This window comes from Varibaculum sp. (assembly GCF_008661855.1).
Classification (GTDB): Bacteria; Actinomycetota; Actinomycetes; order Actinomycetales; family Actinomycetaceae; genus Varibaculum; species Varibaculum timonense_A.
In genome coordinates, this window is sequence record NZ_RPZY01000023.1 from 139,119 (window position 1) to 159,730 (window position 20,612).

Annotated in this window: 19 protein-coding genes; 1 reads left to right on the plus strand and 18 read right to left on the minus strand. The window is 52.0% G+C overall.

All coding sequences use genetic code 11. The features are described from left to right. Nucleotides 1–10 precede the first annotated feature (10 nt). From nuoL to QZT94_RS02700, 15 genes are all read right to left on the minus strand, one after another. Nucleotides 11–2,008 (minus strand): NADH-quinone oxidoreductase subunit L, encoded by a 1,998-nt coding sequence (gene nuoL, locus QZT94_RS02630; protein ID WP_296760643.1) that lies wholly within the window; start codon nt 2,006–2,008, stop codon nt 11–13. A gap of 15 nt (nt 2,009–2,023) precedes the next feature. Then, the gene (gene nuoK / locus QZT94_RS02635) at nt 2,024–2,323 is read right to left on the minus strand and encodes an NADH-quinone oxidoreductase subunit NuoK (RefSeq protein WP_072510573.1); all 300 of its coding nucleotides are present in this window, start codon (nt 2,321–2,323) and stop codon (nt 2,024–2,026) included. Then, nucleotides 2,323–3,348 (minus strand): NADH-quinone oxidoreductase subunit J, encoded by a 1,026-nt coding sequence (locus QZT94_RS02640; RefSeq protein WP_270626128.1) that lies wholly within the window; start codon nt 3,346–3,348, stop codon nt 2,323–2,325. Before QZT94_RS02640 ends, nuoK begins: the two co-directional genes overlap by 1 nt. Further along, complete coding sequence (gene nuoI, locus QZT94_RS02645) at nt 3,345–3,998, minus strand: NADH-quinone oxidoreductase subunit NuoI (RefSeq protein WP_270626127.1); 654 nt, start codon at nt 3,996–3,998, stop codon at nt 3,345–3,347. The genes QZT94_RS02640 and nuoI overlap by 4 nt, the downstream gene beginning before the upstream one ends. Continuing rightward, on the minus strand, nt 3,991–5,340 hold the full coding sequence (gene nuoH / locus QZT94_RS02650) for an NADH-quinone oxidoreductase subunit NuoH (RefSeq protein WP_072510570.1): 1,350 nt from the start codon (nt 5,338–5,340) through the stop codon (nt 3,991–3,993). The genes nuoI and nuoH overlap by 8 nt, the downstream gene beginning before the upstream one ends. Continuing rightward, nucleotides 5,337–7,940 carry an NADH-quinone oxidoreductase subunit G gene (locus QZT94_RS02655; RefSeq protein ID WP_270626126.1) on the minus strand — a complete coding sequence of 868 codons (2,604 nt, stop codon included), beginning with the start codon at nt 7,938–7,940 and terminating at the stop codon, nt 5,337–5,339. Before QZT94_RS02655 ends, nuoH begins: the two co-directional genes overlap by 4 nt. After that, nucleotides 7,937–9,250 carry an NADH-quinone oxidoreductase subunit NuoF gene (gene nuoF, locus QZT94_RS02660; protein WP_296760639.1) on the minus strand — a complete coding sequence of 438 codons (1,314 nt, stop codon included), beginning with the start codon at nt 9,248–9,250 and terminating at the stop codon, nt 7,937–7,939. Before nuoF ends, QZT94_RS02655 begins: the two co-directional genes overlap by 4 nt. Continuing rightward, nucleotides 9,247–10,041 (minus strand): NADH-quinone oxidoreductase subunit NuoE, encoded by a 795-nt coding sequence (gene nuoE / locus QZT94_RS02665; RefSeq protein WP_296760638.1) that lies wholly within the window; start codon nt 10,039–10,041, stop codon nt 9,247–9,249. The genes nuoF and nuoE overlap by 4 nt, the downstream gene beginning before the upstream one ends. Continuing rightward, nucleotides 10,041–11,414: an NADH-quinone oxidoreductase subunit D gene (locus tag QZT94_RS02670; RefSeq protein ID WP_270626123.1), complete on the minus strand. Its 1,374-nt coding sequence runs from the start codon at nt 11,412–11,414 to the stop codon at nt 10,041–10,043. The genes nuoE and QZT94_RS02670 overlap by 1 nt, the downstream gene beginning before the upstream one ends. Continuing rightward, nucleotides 11,415–12,065 (minus strand): NADH-quinone oxidoreductase subunit C, encoded by a 651-nt coding sequence (locus QZT94_RS02675; protein ID WP_296760762.1) that lies wholly within the window; start codon nt 12,063–12,065, stop codon nt 11,415–11,417. Nucleotides 12,066–12,163: 98 nt separating this feature from the next. After that, the gene (locus QZT94_RS02680) at nt 12,164–12,724 is read right to left on the minus strand and encodes an NADH-quinone oxidoreductase subunit B (RefSeq protein WP_072510565.1); all 561 of its coding nucleotides are present in this window, start codon (nt 12,722–12,724) and stop codon (nt 12,164–12,166) included. Nucleotides 12,725–12,738: 14 nt separating this feature from the next. Next, a complete protein-coding gene (gene ndhC / locus QZT94_RS02685; protein ID WP_072510564.1) occupies nt 12,739–13,107 on the minus strand; it encodes an NADH-quinone oxidoreductase subunit A in 369 nt (122 codons plus the stop codon). A gap of 103 nt (nt 13,108–13,210) precedes the next feature. Continuing rightward, nucleotides 13,211–14,500 (minus strand): geranylgeranyl reductase family protein, encoded by a 1,290-nt coding sequence (locus QZT94_RS02690; protein WP_296760635.1) that lies wholly within the window; start codon nt 14,498–14,500, stop codon nt 13,211–13,213. A 285-nt stretch (nt 14,501–14,785) separates the two neighbouring features. After that, entirely contained in the window at nt 14,786–15,493 is a 708-nt protein-coding gene (locus tag QZT94_RS02695; protein ID WP_363928421.1) for a class I SAM-dependent methyltransferase, read from the minus strand. A gap of 59 nt (nt 15,494–15,552) precedes the next feature. Beyond that, complete coding sequence (locus QZT94_RS02700) at nt 15,553–16,302, minus strand: HAD-IB family hydrolase (RefSeq protein WP_072510561.1); 750 nt, start codon at nt 16,300–16,302, stop codon at nt 15,553–15,555. Between the two features lie 74 nt (nt 16,303–16,376). Between QZT94_RS02700 and QZT94_RS02705 the strand changes: the two genes are divergently transcribed. Then, complete coding sequence (locus QZT94_RS02705) at nt 16,377–17,096, plus strand: histidine phosphatase family protein (protein ID WP_296760632.1); 720 nt, start codon at nt 16,377–16,379, stop codon at nt 17,094–17,096. A gap of 72 nt (nt 17,097–17,168) precedes the next feature. Here QZT94_RS02705 and QZT94_RS02710 read toward each other — a convergent pair whose 3' ends face one another. The 3 genes from QZT94_RS02710 to QZT94_RS02720 form a co-directional block, all read right to left on the minus strand. Next, nucleotides 17,169–17,744 carry a PLDc N-terminal domain-containing protein gene (locus QZT94_RS02710; protein ID WP_296760631.1) on the minus strand — a complete coding sequence of 192 codons (576 nt, stop codon included), beginning with the start codon at nt 17,742–17,744 and terminating at the stop codon, nt 17,169–17,171. After that, nucleotides 17,745–18,635, minus strand: coding sequence for a 1,4-dihydroxy-2-naphthoate polyprenyltransferase (locus QZT94_RS02715; RefSeq protein WP_296760628.1), 891 nt, complete (start codon nt 18,633–18,635; stop codon nt 17,745–17,747). Between the two features lie 103 nt (nt 18,636–18,738). Then, nucleotides 18,739–20,484, minus strand: a complete 1,746-nt coding sequence (locus QZT94_RS02720) for a hypothetical protein (RefSeq protein ID WP_296760626.1) — start codon at nt 20,482–20,484, stop codon at nt 18,739–18,741. Nucleotides 20,485–20,612 lie beyond the last annotated feature (128 nt).

The window sequence follows — 20,612 nt, forward strand, 5'->3', positions numbered from 1 at the left end:
CCTCCTGCCCCTAAACCAATTGACTTGCGACCACTAGAATCAGGGCTAATAGTACGCCGCCCAGAATGTAGCTTGCGTAAGCGCGGATATACCCGTTTTGTACGTGGCTTACCGCGCGCCCAAATGCTTGTGCACACCAGGCAATCGCGCGCACTAGTCCATCAATCACGCCGCGGTCAGCCGCGCCTACACCGGTGGTCACGAGTTGGGCGGGTAACATCGCCACTGACTCGTTAATAGTGTCTTGGTATAGATCAACGCGAGCAGCTTCTACCAAAACGTTAGAAGCTGGTGCTACTTTCGGAACTTCACGGCGAACATACATTATGAATGCTAATGCCAGACCACAAAGTACCAGCAGCAAAGTGACTATTGAAATCAGATTGTGCGAGATAATCGGGTGATGGGATGCCATCATCGCCGCCTGAGTACCAGTAACCGGTTCTAACCAATCGTTGAATTTATCGGTGAATCCCAGCACCATCCCAATACCCAGCGAGAATACCGACAATACCAAAATCGGCCCGTTCATTAGCCAAGATGGCTCATGCGGGTGAACCTCACTGCCACCGTCAAGTTCGCTCGTCCACCGTTTTTCTCCATGGAAAATCATAAAGAAAAGCCGTGACATATAGAACGAGGTGATTCCGGCGCCAATCATCGCTACTAGCCCGAAAATCCAGGCTCCAGTAGTCCCGAATGCTATTTCGTTAAAAGCAGCGGCAATAATGGGTTCTTTGGAGAAGAAACCAGAGAATGGAGGTATCCCCAGGATGGCTAACCAGGCAATCCCGAAACAAATCCAGGAAATCTTCATTACCCCTCGCAGGGCTCCGAAGCGGCGCATATCAACCTGTTCGTTCATGGCGTGCATTACCGAACCGGCTCCTAGGAACAATTGAGCTTTAAAGAAACCGTGTACAAACAGGTGGAAGATTGCCAAGGTCCAGCCAATAGGACCAAGTCCTGCACCGAGCATCATGTAACCAATCTGAGACATGGTGGAGGCGGCTAGTACCTTCTTCATATCGTCTTTGGCGCAGCCCACGATTGCTCCGAACAGTAAGGTAATTGCCCCCACGATTGCCACACATAACTGCGCAGTAGGTGAAGCCATAAAAATGTCACCCGAACGCACAATCAGATAGACACCCGCGGTAACCATAGTGGCAGCGTGAATCAAAGCCGAAACCGGAGTGGGACCGGCCATAGCGTCTCCCAGCCAGGCTTGCAGCGGGAACTGTGCAGATTTACCACACGCGGCCAGCAGCAAGAATAAACCGATTGAGGTAGCCCAGCCAGCGGTCAGATTATCCGAGGGACCAGCTCCCAGAACGTCCACGAACCTCAGAGAGGAGAAGTTGGCGTACATAGACATCATGGCGAGCAGCAATCCCAGGTCACCGATACGGTTCATTACAAAAGCCTTCTTGGCGGCTACCGCATTGGCTATTTCGTGATTCCAGAAACCAATTAGCAGGTAAGAGGCGAGACCGACGCCTTCCCAACCAAAGAACAAAGCCACATAAGAATCTGAAAGCACCAGCGTCAGCATCGATGCCACGAAGAAGTTCAGGTAGGCGAAGAAACGACGCCGATTTGGGTCGTGTTCCATATAAGCAACGGAATAGACATGGATTAGAGAACCTACAAACGTCACCAGCAATACGAAAGTCATCGAAAGTGGGTCAAGTAAAAGATTCCAGGCAAGCTCAATCTGGTCTTTGCCACTGCCTGCCTTGAACCAGGTAAAAACAGGAGCCAGAATTGAGCGCTCAGCTGGGGCACTGCCAATCATCTGACAGAAGATAACAAAACCAATCAAGAACGAAGACCAAGAAGCGGCAACTGCCAACCAGTGACCCCATTTATCGGTTGCACGTCCACATACCAGCAATAGCCCCGAAACTACCAACGGAATCGCGACCATCAGCCAGGCGTAGGACGCAAACCCGGTAGCTGTTACCTTGCCTATTTCTTCGGTTGTGGCTAGCAATAACGAATTCATTATTCCTTTTACCCCCTAGCGTCCCATCAAACGCACTTCATCGACCGAGGTCGAACGGCGCGTCCTAAAAATAGAGACGATAATAGCCAAGCCAACAACCACTTCTGCTGCCGCTACCACCATGACGAAGAAGGCCATCACTTGCCCTTCGATGTTTTGATGCATATTTGAGAAAGTAACCAGCATCAGATTGCAGGAATTCAGCATCAGCTCTACCCCCATCAGCGCGATTACCGCCGAATGGCGTACCAGGACGATTACCGCACCAATAAAGAACAAAATAGCTGCCAATACGAGATATGAAGTCAAAGACATTATTTGCTGACCTCCCCTTGGGTGGTATCTGAGTCGGGTTCAACCGCAGGATTACCAGGATTGTTACCCTCAATTCTGACCGTGAACACCCGCGTCTGGGGAGCATTCAATCCGCTCGGGGCTTCCTGTCCGGACATGCCCCAGGCTCCGGATTTCGTGACTGCTTGCGAGGCGGCAATGGAGTGCACTCCTTCGCCCGGATTCCCACCGAGGTCGGCTCGAATCTTCTCAACTACGTGCGGCGCTGCTTCCCCTAGGGAACGGTTGGTATTACGCGCCCTCAGAGCCGGGGATACCGAGCTGATAATGGCACGCTCGTCCTCGCCGGAAATAGCGGGAACATCAGTAGCGTTACTGGTCTGGTAAACACCGGGCGCAGGCTCTTGACCGGGATGAATGCCGAGTTTATCGTAGTCATCCATTCGTGCTTGCGCCGTTTCCGGTTGCTTAAGCATCTTGTGAAGCCTATCCCCGTGGGTAAGCGAAACTGCCGCTACCACCGCAATTATCAGCAGACAGCCGATTATTTCCATAGTGTAAATATGCTCGGTGAACAGGCTCATCGCGATTTTAACCGGGTTGGAATCGGTAGCGCCCTGGACGGAGGCAGTAGCCATCTGCGGTACTTCGCCGTATTTTGGCAAGTATGCCTTAAGGAGCATTACCGCTACGATTAGCGCCCCGAGACCACCAGCTCCAATTGCGCTCCAGCGCAAGAAACGGCGAGTACGCAGGTAGTTATCAGAGGCGGCAACCCCCACCATCATAATGATGAACAGGATTAGGGTCATGACCGCACCGGTATAGACCACTACCTGCACCACCCCAATAAAGTAGGCTCCCTGCGAGGCGTACATCATTGCCAGGCAGAGCATTACCCCCACCATACATACCGCAGAGTGAACTGCGGTTCGGCAAAACAGCACGCCGAGCGCCAGCGCCACCATGATTACCGCTGCAACCCAAAAGAATACGGTTTGTCCCGTACTAAAATCTGTAGCTGCGGCTTGGGCTAGCAATGTCATTGCTGAACCTCCTTAACCCTCGACTGTGTAAGAGTCGGATCTTCTGGACGGTGCTCGCGAACCCAGTCACGTTGCGCCTGGGTCACGCCGGTCACCTTCCCTCGGTAATAGTCGCCATCGGTGGTTCCTTCCACCATGGGATGAGGAGCTGCGAGCATTCCCTCCTCAAGGGGAGCGAGAATCTGGCCTTTTTCGTAAATCATGTTTTCGCGATGGTAATCAGCCATCTCGAATTCATTACTCATGGTTAGTGCCCTGGTGGGACAAGCCTCCATGCATAACCCACAGAAAATGCAGCGCAAATAGTTAATTTGATAGACCTTGCCATAGCGTTCCCCGGGCGAATATTGCGCCTCGGGAGTATTGGCAGCGGCCTCTACATAGATGGCATCCGCAGGACAGGCCCAGGCGCACAGTTCACAGCCAATACATTTTTCTAATCCATCGGGATAACGATTCAGCTGGTGACGCCCATGGAAACGGGGTTGGATATGCGGAGCTTCGTAGGGATACTGCTCGGTGACCGTGGGACGGAAAAACGAACGGAAGGTAACCCCAAATCCGGCAACCGGTGCAAAGAATTCACCAACCGGACCTTTAGGATCGGGCTCAAAAATCATATCGTCCCTGGTGGGATTACGTTTACTCATCAGATTCTCCCCCTTTAGCAACCAGGTAATCTTCATCTGCGCCCACATTTGTTAAAGCACGGGGACTGGGAGGTAACGTTTGCCCCGGCATTGGCGGCACCGGATAGCCCCCAGCGAAAGCATCAAAGGGCGCACTGGCGGCATACTCTTTAAGCTCTTGTTGTTCTCGGGCTTTGTTATCTGCCTTAATCCCTGTTATCCAGATAAGAACGAGGGCGAATATAAAGATTGCTGCGATGGCAATCATTCTTTGCGAAATAGTGCCGATACCGTAGAGGCTGACTACTCGCATAACTACCACCACTACCATCCAGGCAATTGATACTGGCAGCAAAATCTTCCATCCCAGCATCATCAACTGGTCATAGCGAACCCGCAGCAAGGTACCACGCACCCAAATCATGAACCACATGACTGCCCATACTTTGATTCCAAACCATAGGAAAGGCCATAGTCCGCTGTTGAGTGCGCCCCCCAAGATTGCTTCCCCACCGGGGAAACGCCAACCACCCAGGAACAGCGTCACGCAAATCCCCGATACGTTAAACATATTGATGTATTCCGCCAGGTAGAACCAGGCGAACTTCATTGAGGAATACTCGGTCATATGCCCCGCTACGATTTCGCCTTCACATTCGGGCAGGTCGAAAGGTAGACGGTTTACCTCTCCCATCATCGAGATTATGTAGATTACGAAAGCGGGGAACAGGGCAATACACCACCACATAGGCGACTGAGCAGCCACAATCTCCGAAGTTTTCATCGAACCGGATACCACGAACACGGATACTAAAGACATTCCCATCGCTAGCTCGTAGCTGATTACCTGTGCAGCAGACCGGGTTGCACCATATAAAGGCAAATGTCCGTTAGAGGCCCAACCTGCAAGAATAATCCCGTAAATTCCCAGACCCGCGACAGCTAACATATAAAGCACAGCTACATCAGAGTCGGTTAGCTGCAAAGGTGTTGAGAAGTTACCGATATGCAGACTCGGACCGAAGGGAATCACCGCGTAGACACAGAACGCACAGGCAGCGGTAACGATTGGAGCCATTAGATAAAGAACTTTATCAACCTGTCGTTTGAAGATATCTTCTTTGGTCAAAAGCTTAATGGCATCGGCCAATGCCTGGAAAAGACCGAGCGGACCGTGAACATTAGGTCCTGGTCTGGTCTGAATACGACCTAGACCACGCCTTTCCACCCATAGCGCCATAATTACGCTGATAATCAACCAGAACACGATAAATACCGCCTTGATAAGCGTTATCCACCAAGTGTCATTACTGAAATCAGCGGCGCCAGTACTATTTGCGCTTAGCAGAATTGCTGTATTCACTGCTGTACCTCCGCAACGGGCTCCAATTCGACGAGGGCGCCACTGCTAACGCCCAAAGACTCATGTACGTGACAGTGAGCAGAACATTCTGGCACCCACACCACGCGCTGTGGCATATCGGTTAGCACCACCGGAAGCTGGATACTCCCCTGGGCTGTTTTCAGATTTACCGCCCCACCGGCACTGATACCAAACTCTTTCGCTGTTTCCGGACTGATACGCGCAAACGAAGCGCGCCCAGCTGCTTGCATATCTGCTGCCCCGCTCTGCAAAAGACCCTCGTCAATTAGGGGCTTATGGCAGGTAATAACAACTTCATTAGCTTGAGGAGCAAGTAAGTCAGCGGGCGTAATTGGCTCGAATGACACCCGAGAACCATTCCAATCAAGCAATTCGTTAGCTTCGGCGTAAATTGACTTCAGAGAGTCTATCCCCAGCTCGATTCCCATTACCTGTGCCAGTTTGTTTAGCACTTGCCAATCGGGCATATCTTGAGAAACCAGGGCTTGCCCGAAAGGCCGCAGCCGTCCTTCCCAGTTAATGAAAGTGCCAGGTTTTTCCGAAACCGGAGCTACCGGAAACACTACATCTGCTGCTTCAGCTGCGGGAGTTAAATTGATTTCCAAAGAAACCACAAAGGGGCATTGCTTTAGAGCTTTGTCCGCTAAATCCTGGTCTGGCAGGTCACGTAAATCCAATCCCCCCAACACCAGCGCGGACAGTTCTCCACTAGCAGCGGCCTGCAGGATTTGTTGGGTGTCGCGTCCCGGCTCAGCTGGTAGCTGCTCGCCCCAGACCGCAGCCAAATCATTGCGAGCTGCACTGTCATGTCCGTTCCGCCCAAAGGGAAGTAAACCAGGTAATAGACCAGCTTCCACCCCGCCACGCTCTCCGCTGCGGCGCGGAATCCACGCCAGACGTGCTCCGCTCCGAGCAGCTAAATCATTAACCGCACTGAGCAGACCAGGCACTATGCCGGCACGTTCACCGACAACGATTACTGCGCCCTCGTCCTTAAGACCCGCAAATACCGTACCGAAATCACCCTCGGCATCGGCTTTTACATTAGCAACTACTTCCGGTTCGGTTCCAGGAGCTGCAAATAGCACTGTAGCTGCGGTTTTTACCGAAGAGGGCGAAGCAAAAGGTGCTACAGTAGCCACTTTTACGCTGCCTTTTCTGACCCCTTTACGCAGCCGGAGAAATACCGCACCGCATTCGTCCTCGGGCTCAAAACCAACCAGGAGCACTTGACCAGCTTTTTCCAGGTCATCATAGGTAACCGGCATTCCAGCGCCCGCAAAATAGGCACCCAAGAAAGATTCTTCTTCTCTGCCAGCTGTGCGGGTACGCTGATCTATATCGTTAGTCCCGCACACTACCCGGGCAAACTTTGACCAGGCGTAGGCGTCCTCGAAAGTTAGCCGTCCTCCCGGTAAGAAACCAACTTTGCCCTTGCCAGCTGCGGATAATCCCTGGGCTGCACGTTCAAAAGCATCAAACCAGGAAGTTGGAACTAACTTGCCATCTTCACGTACCAGTGGAGTTTTAATCCGAGACGGTTGGAACTGCCACTCGTATCCGAAACGATCTTTATCGGTAATCCATTCCTCGTTTACCTGCAAATCCTTTTGCGCCATCCTGCGGGTAATCACCCCACGACGAATGTCGGTACGCAGCGCAGAACCGGAAGCGTCCTGTTCGGTTACTCCTGGCGTAGAAATCAAATCAAAAGGACGTGCCCGGAAACGGTAACGTTTCGAGGTTAATGCCCCTACCGGGCAAATCTGAATAATGTTGCCTGAGAAATAGGAACTGAAAAGTCTACCTGACTGATCTTGCTCATCTGCCCCTGCCCCCCGAGCAGCTAGAGAGGAAAGCGGAGCCGGTTTTCCATGCGAATCCGACAACGCCTGTGTTTCCGGGTCGAGGCGCAGCTGCGGTTTTGAACCGTCAGAATCGGAGATTCCCAGGGTTTCCTGGTCAAAGGCGCCAACATTTTCACCCATGAAATCGTGGTCGTCACACGGAGAAGAACCGCCGCCACGTCCTTGCAAAGCGATAAAAGAGTCACCAGCAATCTGGTTAGCGAATCGTACACAACGCTGACAGAGCACGCAGCGTTCCCGGTCGATTAGAATCTGACCGGTTAGTTCCACCGGTTTGGGCCACAGCCGCTTTTCATCTATAAACCGGCTGCGCAACGTACCGTGCGACATCGCTTGATTCTGTAGCGGACATTCCCCGCCTTTATCGCAAATCGGACAATCTAGGGGATGGTTAATCAACAGGAACTCGGTAATCCCATGCTGGGCTTTCTCCGCTACCTCCGAAGTGGCAGCAGTTTTGATTTCCATGCCCGCCATCGCGGTCATGGTGCAGGCTGGCTGGGGTTTGGGCATAGGACGAACCACCCCGTCACGCCCCGGCATTGCTACCTCTACTAGGCATTGCCGGCAAGCTCCGGCTGGATCTAGCAGTGGGTGGTCACAAAAACGGGGAATATGGATTCCCAGTTTTTCGGCTGCTCGAATTAGGAGTGTCCCCTTGGCGACCTCGATATCCTGACCGTCAATATTAATTTTGACTTGTTCACTCACAGGAGGCCTCCTTCGTTAAAAACCTCCGAGGCGGCGGGCGGAAATGCCTCCCACCAGGGAGTGGTATAGCCAGCTTCGAATTCTTTACGGAATTTCTCGATGCCGCTCCGAACCGGGGTAGCCGCGGCATCTCCCAGGGCGCAGAAGCTACGTCCCGCGATATTACCGGCGATATCGTAGAGTAAATCCACGTCCCCCTCTTGTCCTTTGCCGGCCTCTAAGCGGTGCATTATCTGCTTCATCCAATAGGTACCCTCACGGCACGGGGTGCATTTACCACAAGATTCATGCTGATAGAAGTCTGTCCAACGGCTAATTACCCTGACTACGGAAGTAGTTTCATCAAACACTTGCAGGGCGCGGGTTGCCAGCATCGATCCGGCGGCAGCTACGTCCTCGTAGGTCAAGGGAACATCTAGGTCAGCTTCGGTAAAAAGCGGAGTTGAGGAGCCACCGGGGGTATAGAACTTTAAGGTGTGCCCCTCACGAATCCCGCCGGAGTATTCCAGCAGCTCGCGCATGGTTATGCCGAAAGGAGCCTCATAAAGACCGGGGTGTTTAACATGTCCCGACAGGTTAAACATACCGTAACCCAGGGATTTATCTTTACCCATTGAGGCATACCAATCAACCGAATTTTGAAAAACGGTAGCCACCTGAGCCATGGTTTCCGCGTTATTGATAACGGTAGGACGGGCATAGAGCCCTTTAACCGCGGGAAATGGCGGTTTTAGCCGCGGGTGACCCCGCTTGCCCTCTAGGGAATCCAAAAGCGCGGTTTCTTCGCCGCAAATATAAGCACCAGCACCGGCATGGGCGATAAGTTTCAAATCTCCCAACAGCCCCGCATCTTCAGCTTCTTTAATTGCCACTAATAGGCGGTTATAGGCGTGAACTACTTCGCCGCGGATATAAATAAAAGCGTGCTTACAGCCAATGGCAAAACAGGTGATGGCGACCCCCTCGATTACTGCATGGGGGTTAGCCAAAATCATGGGGATATCTTTACAAGTGCCTGGCTCAGATTCATCGCAGTTCACGGTCAGGTAACGCGGACCGCCATCATCGGGAGGCAGGAATGACCACTTTAGACCAGTACCGAAACCGGCACCGCCGCGCCCTCTAACTCCGGCTTGCTTAACTGCTTCCACAATTTCCGCCGGTTCCAGGTGTTTAGCTTTTTCTAACCCGCGGTAGCCACCAGTTTTCCTATAAGCCGCTAGCGTCCAGCTTTCAGGCTCGCGGTACTGTTTGGTAACGATGGGGGTCAGCGGAACCCGGCGGATTTCAGACTTTAACTTTTCGCTCACTTGCCTGTCTCCTTGTGCTCAGCAGAGGAGTGTTTCTTGCCCACCGCATCTGTTCCGGCGGCATTTGCAGCCTTACCTGACTCGGTTTCATGAATCTGGGTTGCATCTGATTTTTCAAACTGTTCCGGATCGGGAGCTTCCATTCCGTTTTCTTCCGCAACTTTGAGTCCCCACAAACTGGCGGGACCGGCTGCCACGCCCTGATTTGCGGTCTGGGTATTGGGGAATCCAGCCAAAATGCGACTGGCTTCTTTAAAGGTAGGAGCCGTCTCGGATCCGCGCGTAGGACGAACCGGTTTGCCCGCTTTGATGTCACGTACCAATTGCACGGCGGATTGGGGAGTCTGATTATCGAAGAACTCCCAATTAACCATAACTACCGGAGCGTAGTCGCAGGCAGCATTACATTCTAGAGCTTCTAAAGTGATTTTACCGTCCGGGGTGGTTTCATCATTTCCGACCTCTAGCTCTTTTTCTAGGGTCTGCATAATAGTGTCTCCGCCGAGGACGGCGCAGAGGGCGTTAGTGCACACCCCTACGGTGTATTCACCGTTGGGATGGCGTTTGAATTGGGTGTAGAAAGTCGCAACCGCGCTGACTTCTGCCCGCTGGCAGTTCAAAATATCGGCAATTAATCCGATACCGTTGGCAGTTACATACCCGTCTATGCTTTGCACCAGGTGTAGCAGCGGAATCATCGCGCTACGCTCATGTCCCTTGGGATAGCGGGCAATGATTTCCGCAGCTTCGGCGCGGAATTTTTGCTCAATTTCAGGGTTGTAATAACTCATTAGCGATCTACACCTCCCAGTACGGGATCCACACTGGCTAGCGCCACAATCAAATCAGAAATCGTGCCACCTTGAGCCATTAGGGATAAGGATTGCAGGTTAGCGAAGCTGGGGTCACGGAAATGTGCTCGATAGGGACGAGTGCCTCCGTCAGAGACCACGTGTACCCCCATCACGCCTTTCGCGTGTTCTACTAATTGGGTTGCCTGACCGACTGGCGCTCTAAACCCTTCGGTTACCAGCTTAAAGTGCTGAATTAATGACTCCATGGAGCTGCCCATAATCTCTTTGATATGTTCAGGAGAGTTACCTTGGCCGTCAATACCTACGCTTAGCTGAGCCGGCCACTTAATTTGTGGATCGGAAATCATTACCGGGTCGCCCTCGGTTTCATCAAGGCGATCTAGTACCTGGTAGATAATCTTCAAGGACTCATAGCACTCGTCGAAGCGCACCACGGTTCGGTTGTAGGCATCGGATTGGTCGGCTACCGGAACATCGAAATCAAAGTTTTCGTATCCACAGTAGGGTTGCATCTTCCGCATATCCAGGGGATACCCGGCTGCCCTAACGGAAGGACCGGTCATAGACATTGCCATATGTGCAGATAAAGGCAAAACCGCTACATCGCAAAAACGCGCCTTGAAGATGGGGTTTTGTAAGGTCAAATCCTGTAGTTCGTTAATATCGCGCCGAGTCTTTGGTAATAGGTCGCGAATATATTCAGTGCACCCGGGAGGTAAATCCTGGGCGACGCCACCGGGACGAATATAGGCGTGATTCATACGCAGACCGGTTACTTGTTCAAAAATCCGCAGGATTTCTTCGCGCCCTCGGAACCCGATAGTCATCATGGTGGTGGCGCCGAGCTCGTTACCACCAGATGCGATAGCAACAATATGGGAAGCTATCCGGTTAAGTTCCATCATCAGGATACGAATTAGGTTTGCCCGCTCTGGAACCTCAGCGGTTTTTTTCAAAACTTTTTCGACTGCCAGGCAGTAGGCAGCTTCTTGGAAGAACGGAGCCACATAATCCATGCGGGTACAGTAGGTCACGCCCTGTGTCCAGGTACGGTATTCCATGTTCTTTTCGATACCGGTATGCAAATAACCGGTACCTACCCGCACGTCACGAACATATTCCCCGTCTAGCTCTACAATTAGGCGCAGCACCCCATGGGTAGAGGGGTGAACGGGCCCCAGGTTCATGACGATGCGCTCGTTGGCGAGCTTTTCGACTTCGGAAGCCATCTCTTCCCAATCGCCACCTTGCAAATCGTATTGCGGGGTGTCCTTGGTAATTAGATTATCGAGGGCGGATCCGGCTGCTCTTAGCAGCGGGCTGTTTTCGCTATCAGATACGTATTTCATTTAACTGTATGACCTCCGCGAATCGGCGGGCGGAACTGTAGCGCCCTTAAATTGCACCGGAATACCGCCTAGCGGATAATCCTTCCGCTGAGGATGACCTACCCAGTCATCGGGTAGAGCAGTTCTACTAAGCCCGGGATGACCGGTAAAGATAATCCCCATCAAATCCCAGGTTTCCCGTTCCCACCAGTCATTTCCGGGATAGGTGGCTACCACCGAGGGAATCCGAGGGTCAGATTCCGGACAGGTAACTTCCAAACGTAGTTGGCGGTTGTGGGTTGCCGAATAAAGCATATAGACGGCGTGCAGTTCTCGCCCTTTATCGTGCGGATAGTGCACCCCGTTCACCCCAAGACACAGCTCAAAACGCAGATCTTGATCGTCGCGCAGCCATCTGGCGACCTGCGGCAGGTGCTCGCGGGAGATAAAAATAGTCAGTTCATCATTATCGACTACCACCCGCTCGATTACCTGCGCTATTTCTAGCTCAGATTGTTCGATAAGCTCTTCTAAAATCTCTACGACCTCATCGAACCATGACCCATAGGGGCGGGGACTTTCAGCGGGCATTTGCCGTTGTAGTTCAATGTCTCCAAAACCGGTAGTGTCACCATCATCATGCACCCCGAATAGACCGTGACGAATACCCATATTAGAGCCAGCAGCAAAGCCACGCGGGGCGCTAACCTCAACTGCTACCGGCCCGTCCTCTACATCGGAATGCAGGACTACTGTCTTGTCGTCTTTACTCACGCCAACAGTCCTTTCATCTGGGAAGTAGGAGTCGCTGCCAAAGCTGCTTGCTCTGCTTTACGGGCAATCTCCAACCGTTCTTTTTGGGTGATGGGGGTGCGGTAATGAATCTGATCCCACAGCACCATAATTGCATGAATCAGGGCTTCTGGGCGGGGAGGGCATCCGGGCAGGTAAACATCTACGGGAACTACGTGGTCACAGCCTTGTACCACCGCATAGTTATTGAAAACCCCTCCTGAGGACGCGCAGGCACCCATAGAGATAACCCACTTGGGCTCGGGCATGGCATCGTAGCAGTTCCGAATAATCGGTGCCATCTTCCAGGAAACCCTACCCGAGACAATCATCAAATCAGCATGGCGGGGCGAGGCACGAAATACCTCCATCCCGAAACGGGAAATATCGAAACGAGGGGTTCCAGTGGCCATCATCTCGATAGCGCAGCAGGCTAGACCCATAGTTACCGGCCAGAGGCTGGCTTTACGGCTTAGACCCATGAATTTATCTAGGCTGGTAAGCGCGACTCCTGCCGGTATCTCATTATCAAAAGACATGCTTTACCTCTCTCTTAATAGTCCAGTCCGCCCCGGCGCCACTCATAAATGTAGGGCACCAGCACCAAAACGATGAACAACAGAATGTCGATTAGTACCGGAATGGCCATCACTTGACCAAAGTGACTTATCGATACGGCAAATGGATACAGGAACACCATTTCCACATCGAAGACGATAAACGTCATTGCGATTAAGTAATACTTAATCGGGAAACGTCCCCGCGCGTCCTCGTGAGCATTAGAGTCAATTCCGCATTCGTAAGTACCCAGCTTTACCTGGTTTTTACGTGCCGGTCCGAGGAGCGCGGACAGTACCAAACCGCCCACGGCCAGCACAATCGCTACCGCGCCCATTATTAACAGTGATGCCGATGGACTCATTTGGTCTCCACATCCTTCTTGTCTGCCCAGTCATCTCTGAACTGGCAACTGCCGTAGTTTCCGGTTCTTTTCCGGCTCAAATCTTCTATCTCAAAAATAATCCTCATGATGGTTTTACCACCTTAGTCAGAATTTGTAGCACCCGGTCGGAGGCTACTCCACTGCGACGTTCATAACCATCAGAAAGCATTTTATGGACAAAACGCATCAACGCCGGTTTGTCCAAACCATATTTGGTGCAGGCGTGCATAATTTTCGGGTTTTCGATTAGTCGCACGAATACGCGACCTAGACTGTAGTAGCCCCCATATTGATCTTGCAGGTCGCGAGGATATTCCTGGAGGGCAAGTTCGGCTTGAGCGCGCGAGGTACGACCTAGTGCCTGGATTAAAGCATCGGCTGCGCGCCGCCCGGCAAACATTGCCGGAGCGATGCCCTCTCCGTTGAATGGCGACACCATTCCGGCAGCATCCCCAACCAAAAGTAGCCCATTTTCGTAAGCCGGTTTACGATTAAATGCCATCGGCAAGGGCGCTGAACGCAGCGAACCAATCATCTTTTCTTCGCTGAGCCCCCACTGTTTCGGCAAGTTAGCTACCCAGCGATTAAATATCTGTTTATAGGGCAAATTGGTTGATTGTGCACCCGAAGATACCGAGCCTAGCCCCACGTTTACAATCCCGTCGCCCATCGGGAATAGCCATCCGTAACCGGGCAACAGGTTTGAATGACCGGGCTTACCGTCCCACAGTTCCAGATGGGACTCCATCATTTCTTCGTTACCGCGGGGGGAATAGAAATACGCCCGCGCCGCCACCGCCATAGGGCGATTATTGAGGGGAGTTCGTCCTTGCCGGGAGGCTAAACGAGCATTTGCTCCCGTGCAATCAACCACGTAGCGAGCACGGAATTCACGATTCTTTTTTTGCCGAGTTTGTGGCTCGCGCGCGATTGCGCTTACCCCGCAGGCGTAACCGTCAGCGTCTGTAAGTAGGTCTTGTACGGCGGTGTTTTCAATTAGCCGAGCACCGCAAGCGACCGCTTGCTGAATAAGTCGCTGGTCAAGCTCGGTTCGCTTGCAAGTAAGCCCATAGGAGGGAAGCGAAGATTTTTCAGGCCACGGTAGGGTAATTCGATGTCCCCCACCAATTACACTGAGCCCTCGATTGACCTGCCATCCCTCTTCAACCGGGTTAATCCCCATTGCCAAGATTTCTTTTACCGCTCCCGGGGTTAGACCGTCACCGCAGATTTTGTCCCGTGGGAACGCAGATTTTTCTAGGACGAGGACGTCTATACCGGCTTTAGCGAGGTGATAGGCAGTTGCAGCCCCGGCAGGACCAGCCCCTACGACCAGCACTTGACACTGATCTTTTGCAATCTTAGTTGCCATGCCGGTTTGCCCCCTCCCGCAGTGTAGGCGTCCTCTTGACTAGATGGACTTAAACAAGTTTAACCAGGTTTTAGGCACGCTGCGCGCACCCATACTAGGCTAACTTGCTTTCTTATCTGGTTGAAGTCAGAGCAATTTGTGCTGGCAGAATGAAAATCCCACTATTTTGTTCATTAGAATCCCGAATCGATTAAGCAAGTTCTTCCTTACCTAATTCTAACTGCGTGCCTAATCGCGGTGATTATCTTGACGGTTCTACACGTTTGCATAAAACCGCTATCCGCCCTATTTATAGGCTCGATGAATCGCCACCGCACCTAAAGTTAGATTGCGATACGAGACTTCACCCCAGCCGTTTTCCTGAATCAGCTTTCCCAAGGTTTCTTGATTTGGCCAATCCAAAATTGAGTCAAACAGGTAGGTGTAGGCATCCGAATCTGAAGAAATTAAACGACCCGCTACCGGCAGCACATTTCGCATATAAAGCTCATAAGCTTTGGCAATAAACGGCGACGGGGGGGTAGAAAACTCCATAATCGCGAGCTTTCCACCCGGTTTCGTAACCCGCGCCAGCTCTTGTAAAGCAAGCGCAGGATTATTCATATTCCTAAACCCAAAAGAGCAGGTAACGGTATCAAATTGTTCGTCAGAAAAGGGCAAATCATGGGCATCGCCAACTATAAAGTTGAGCTCCGGATGTCGCTTTTTGCCCTCCGCCACCATCCCGGGAGAAAAATCGCAACAAGTTACCTCGGCTCCCGCGCGATAAAAACTGAGTGAGGACGTGCCGGTACCCGCCGCAATATCTAAAATTTTCTGCCCTGGGCGCGCAGCCACAACTTTAGATAGGCAGCGTCGCCAAATCCGGTGTTGCCCAAAAGTCATAAAATCGTTTGTCAAGTCATAACGGGCGGCCACCTGGTCGAACATTCCGGAGACTTCGTCCGGTTGCTTATCTAAACCAGCCGCTAACTTTGAATAGTTGTTAGTCAAAATGATTCCTTCCAAATAGGACATTTGCCAGGTTAGTCAGAAATAGTCTCAGTTTCCACCTATTGATCTAATCCTTTAAGTTCCAGTCCCCGCCGCCTAGCCTTAACCTTTTGGAGAATCTTGCTGATTCGCGAGCGACGCCTAAAATCTATCACCGGCCAGCCGCGTTGAAATGCCCGCACCCGCAACCAAATATCAGGATTAATCGCCGAGGGTTTACCCACTAAAGTCAGCAGGGGCATATCATTATCGGAATCTGAATAGGCAAAACATTGAGTAAGGTCGTATCCACGTTCTTTAGCCAATGCTATTACTGTTTCTCGTTTACCTTGGGAATGCATTAGCTCAGATGCGAGCTGTGGTTGGTAAACACCGTCTTTAACCGCAATCTGGGTACCGATACCTCCGGTTAGCCCCAGGCGCTCGGCCAACATTTGCGGTAGCTCTGCGGGTGCGGCTGAAATCAACCAAATATCGTGACCGGCAGCCAAATGGCGTTTGATTAACCCTTGCGCCTGAGGGAACAGTTTTTTCTCTAATAAATCGCATACCTGCTCAGAGATTGCCATTATCTCTTGGCGTGAATGTCCCGCCATTACTCGCAAAGCTCGATTTTTTACCTGTTCAATACGATTTTGATCTTCCCCTAGCACAACGTACATGAAAGCGTGACGTGCTGCGAAGAACAGGTCGGATACCCCAAAGAATCGGTGGCGGAACAACTCGCGGGTGAGTATCCAAGAGCTGGCTCCCCGAATTACGGTTTCGTCTACATCAAAGAAGGCTGCTACTCTCGGTTTCGCTTTCACGTCTCTACCCTACCTATTTGGCGGCGCTCCTCGCACCCAGTCTTATGCAAGATTGGTTTGTTAGAGTGGTGTCTATGCAGAAGCTGACCACGATTCATTTAATGCGCCACGGGGAAGTGGATAATCCTGACGGGGTTCTTTATGGACGTTTACCCGGTTACCATCTAACCGACTTGGGCAAGCAAATGGCGCAGATGAGCGCGGAATATCTATTGGAAAAAGGGGCTTATTTAGAAGCGATTGTTTCTTCTCCCCTAGAGCGAGCAGTAGAGTCAGCAACTCCGGCTTCCCAACTGTTTGATTTACCGATTAGCACCGACAAGCGTCTGCTCGAATCTATGAATATGTTTGAGGGCGAAGTGGTCAATGGCAACCGCGCCGCCCTGTTTCACCCGCGGTACTGGCCTCGTTACCGTAATGTGCTGCGTCCGTCCTGGTGTGAGCCTTATGCGGTTCAAGCCAGTAGGGTTAGGGAGGCGGTGCGTTCAGCTTTACATTCGCCGATTAAGGATTCTTCCCGCTTGGGACACTCGGATGATGGTTCGCAAATCCGGGAAATCTTACTGGTATCTCACCAGCTTCCTATCTGGGCTTTTCGCCTTTTTGTGGAGGGTCGCCCGCTTGCGCATCTGCCTAACCGGCGTCAATGCTCCCTCGCTTCTCTGACTTCTCTAACGTTCCTTGGTAATACCTTGATTTCTTTGGATTACTGTGAACCGGCAGCGCCTTTGCTCGCTCGCGCCAGCGATATGGTGCCTGGCACTTCGGCTGCCGCTTTAAATCAAGGTAACTAGACCCTGCCTAGCTGGATATTATCTTTATCGGGCTGCACCTTAGGAATGTAGCCCGGTTGAAGCGGTAGAGCTTTATTCCGGGGAGGACGCTTCTTCCGGAGGGTTGCTGCCCGAACCGGTCTCGCCCTCGTCACCTTCCGGCGCGGGGGATATATCCCCACTCGCAATGTTATCTTCAATGCTACCGGTGGATTTTTGGTCGTTAGCAGCAGGGGGTTGGTTTTTCGTGGCACGTTTTTTTGCTTCTTCTTCCGCCTCGCGTGCCAGACGTTCCCGCCGCATTTTTGCCTCAATCGAGAACAGGAAATCGGGGTTATCATCAGGAGCTTGCGGTATCTCCGGTTCGCGCGATTCGGAACGCTCGACGCCACCCCGGAAGATTTCTAGCGGATTTTTAGGGATTTCGACTCTCCCATCAGAGGTTTCGGCTTTACTAGCCCAGGAAATGACAATCCAGGCTAAGGGACCGAGTAGCGGTAACAGAATAATTATTAGCAACCAGAATGCCCGTGGCAGCCTCCCAGGTAAATCTGTTTTAGCTGTGCGTAAGCAGTCCACCAGCGCATACACGGCTAGCAGAATTTGTACCAGGGTAATAACTACCGCAACCATGTTCTCAAGCCTAGCAACAACCGAGCTTTTAGCCACCTATAGCCCCAGATAGACCCATCCTAAACCAATCGCCACCCCATAGATTAAGGTGATTTGCCCCACTTGTTTCAGGGTTTTTATTAGTTCTTTTCCGCTAGCTCCGCGCAACACTGTTGCCATTGCCAGACTCATCAAAATCGCCATTACCACCCCGAACACTATTGCAATCCAGCGAAGATTAAATGAGACTACCCCCAAAATCAGTGCCCCATAAAGGTAGATAGCGAACAGGTATCTTGAGGACTTATCTCCCAACTTCACCGCTAGCGTATTTTTTCCGCTTTGGCGGTCGCCAGCAATATCGCGAAGATTGTTTACTAATAGCAATGCGCAAGAAAGCAACCCAATCCCGCTGGCCGCCGTCCAGGTACGCCAAGGAAGAGAGTCGGTTTGCACCCAAATAGTGCCCTCGGTCGCTAATAAACCAAAGAAAACGAATACCATGAGTTCCGAAATCCCAGGCAGATAGCCGTAAGGATGTTTGCCACCGGTATAGAACCAGGCTGCTAGCACCGCCAAGGCTCCGAGCAGAATCAACAGGTAGCTTCCTGACCAAATACACAGCCCCAAACCAGATATTGCCGCCAAAAAATAGCAGCTGATAGCGGCGGCTAGTACCGCTTTGGGGGTAGCTAAGCCCTGCCCGGTAAGGCGGGTAGGACCAACCCGTTTCCCGCTCGAGTCAGTTCCGCGAATCCCATCGGAATAATCATTAGAGAAGTTCACTCCCACCTGGAAAGATAACGCGACCAGTAGGGCGAGCAGAGATTTACCTATCGAGGCTTGCTGCAAACCAATAGCCGCCCCTATTCCCATTACTACCGGCGCTAAGGACGCGGGCAGAGTTTTAGGACGGGCAGCTTCAATCCATTGCGAACCAGTAGCCATGGATTACTAGATTCCTTTCTTTAAATTCCGATTTAAGTCTCGTATATTCACGCACCCAACGTTAGTGCGCGTCCTTTGCACAGGTGGCTGTCCCCTTTTGGGGCTATCTAATCCAGGCTTCCCCGGCTGCTACCCGGCGCGCCGCCAAGTCCCGACAGGCACCGCGATCTGGGTTTCCTTTCAGGTCGAGCGGGATTTTGTCTACCAGAACGAGGGCGCGCGGAGCGTGTGCCCGGTCGAGCTGCCCGGTAACCAGCGAACGTACCAGCATAGCTAAATCTGTAGAAGGTTCTGATTCGTCCTCGGTCGGAATAGTTGATTTATGAGGGTAATCGCCTCGGTCACCGCGTTGCGTATCTGCCGGTATCTTTGCCGCCGCAATCTCCATTTCCTCCATATCACCGTCCAAGTCCTCAGGTAATCCCACTGAGGCTGCTTGCCCACTATTGGCGGTGGGGAAATATATTTCTCCCTGTTCCGTAGGGTTCGCTGTACCCCGAGCTACCTCGTAGATTCCCGCTGGTAACTGTCCAGTCTCGGCGGCAGCAACCACATCGACATCGGCTCCCCTGATTTTGGCTGCCATGGCAGCCATTGCTGCCTCTAGGGGGGTTAGCTGCGCAGAGGAATCTTCTTCCCCTTCAGCGGGTAGACCCGCTAATTTTCGAACCTTCTCGGAATCAACCTTGACTTTTGGTTGCTGAGAGAACAGAGGGGAGTTTTCGGATTTAACTTCCAGATTATGCTGGGGATTTAGGAGCTGGCGAGCAACATCAGCTGCCGGTTCGATTACGGCGGTCACCAAGGAACCCCATTTGGAATCGGGAACCCCAACTACCACCACCTGTTCGACTTGCGGCAAATCGCGAATAACTCGCTCTACTAGGGAAGCTTGGATACGTATGCCCGCACTAGAGATTACATCCCGTAACCGCCCATCAACTTCCAGACGAGGCCCGCGCATATGACCGGCATCTTTAGAGCGAAGCCAACGTTTGCGTCCTCGGGAAACAAAATCAACCTCGCCCGGTGTACCCAGGTAGCCGAGCATCATGCATATCCCGGAAAGCCAAATCCTATCCCCGATAGTTGCGACATGAACTCCCGCGACTGGCTGTCCCTCCAGGACGCATATCCCGCATGATTCAGGAATTCCGTAGGCTTTAACAATCTCAATACCGGCTTCTTTAGCCGCCCGCGCCAGGAGGTCGTGGCTGGTTAAACCGGTAACCATCAGAGAAGATACTGCCTGAAGGTCAGCGCGCTCAGCCGGAGGAATTTCTAATAGCTCCCCCAACTGGGTTTTTGTAATCTGCATATAGATGGGTGCTTCATCCCGACTAGAACGGTCTTTCGCTCTTTCTACCGCACGAAGTATCTCTTTGACGCTGGCAGGTCGGGTTTTGGCTGCAATAATTGGCGGGATACCCACCGCGATAGCGCGCGCAAGAGTCATAATCCCGTCAATTTCAGTTGCCGGGGTGGCTAATATCCATCTACCTGGTCTACCTACCGCCGCATTAACCGCATCAGCCATAGTTTTAATAGCAAGTTGCGAGTAGCAGATAACCGAGCCGGCGGCGGGCGCTGATAAAGCTAATACCGCTGATTCAGGCAGCGCTTTACGCCGAGTCTCATATTCTTGAAGTTCAGCCGGAAATGCCGTGTTTTGCGGGAATGGGAACAGAATCTGTCTTACCTTGACGGAGGCGCGGTGAGGGTTTTGGGAAGTAACGGCGGAGGAGCTTTCTTTGCTTCCTATAAGTTTGGCTAGCGCCGAAAGTAGCGTTGAGACATCCGCCGGGGAATCACCTATCGGCAGGTAATGAAAAGGAGAAAGGATTTCCATTGCGACTTCCTGAAAGTAAAGTTGTATCGACAGTTATTCTAGCCTGTTATTAACTTAGAGTTCTTAAAGCAGCGTAGCCAAATAACTAGCTAAAACTGCCACATGGAAACAAAATATGGTTCGTGCCA

Bases quoted from the DNA above. Each gene is read 5' to 3' on its own strand.
- nuoL (WP_296760643.1), bottom strand. From the start codon at position 2,008: ATGAATTCGTTATTGCTAGCCACAACCGAAGAAATAGGCAAGGTAACA.
- nuoK (WP_072510573.1), bottom strand. From the start codon at position 2,323: ATGTCTTTGACTTCATATCTCGTATTGGCAGCTATTTTGTTCTTTATT.
- QZT94_RS02640 (WP_270626128.1), bottom strand. From the start codon at position 3,348: ATGACATTGCTAGCCCAAGCCGCAGCTACAGATTTTAGTACGGGACAA.
- nuoI (WP_270626127.1), bottom strand. From the start codon at position 3,998: ATGAGTAAACGTAATCCCACCAGGGACGATATGATTTTTGAGCCCGAT.
- nuoE (WP_296760638.1), bottom strand. From the start codon at position 10,041: ATGAGTTATTACAACCCTGAAATTGAGCAAAAATTCCGCGCCGAAGCT.
- QZT94_RS02670 (WP_270626123.1), bottom strand. From the start codon at position 11,414: ATGAAATACGTATCTGATAGCGAAAACAGCCCGCTGCTAAGAGCAGCC.
- QZT94_RS02675 (WP_296760762.1), bottom strand. From the start codon at position 12,065: ATGGGTATTCGTCACGGTCTATTCGGGGTGCATGATGATGGTGACACT.
- QZT94_RS02680 (WP_072510565.1), bottom strand. From the start codon at position 12,724: ATGTCTTTTGATAATGAGATACCGGCAGGAGTCGCGCTTACCAGCCTA.
- ndhC (WP_072510564.1), bottom strand. From the start codon at position 13,107: ATGAGTCCATCGGCATCACTGTTAATAATGGGCGCGGTAGCGATTGTG.
- QZT94_RS02690 (WP_296760635.1), bottom strand. From the start codon at position 14,500: ATGGCAACTAAGATTGCAAAAGATCAGTGTCAAGTGCTGGTCGTAGGG.
- QZT94_RS02705 (WP_296760632.1), top strand. From the start codon at position 16,377: ATGCAGAAGCTGACCACGATTCATTTAATGCGCCACGGGGAAGTGGAT.
- QZT94_RS02715 (WP_296760628.1), bottom strand. From the start codon at position 18,635: ATGGCTACTGGTTCGCAATGGATTGAAGCTGCCCGTCCTAAAACTCTG.
- QZT94_RS02720 (WP_296760626.1), bottom strand. From the start codon at position 20,484: ATGGAAATCCTTTCTCCTTTTCATTACCTGCCGATAGGTGATTCCCCG.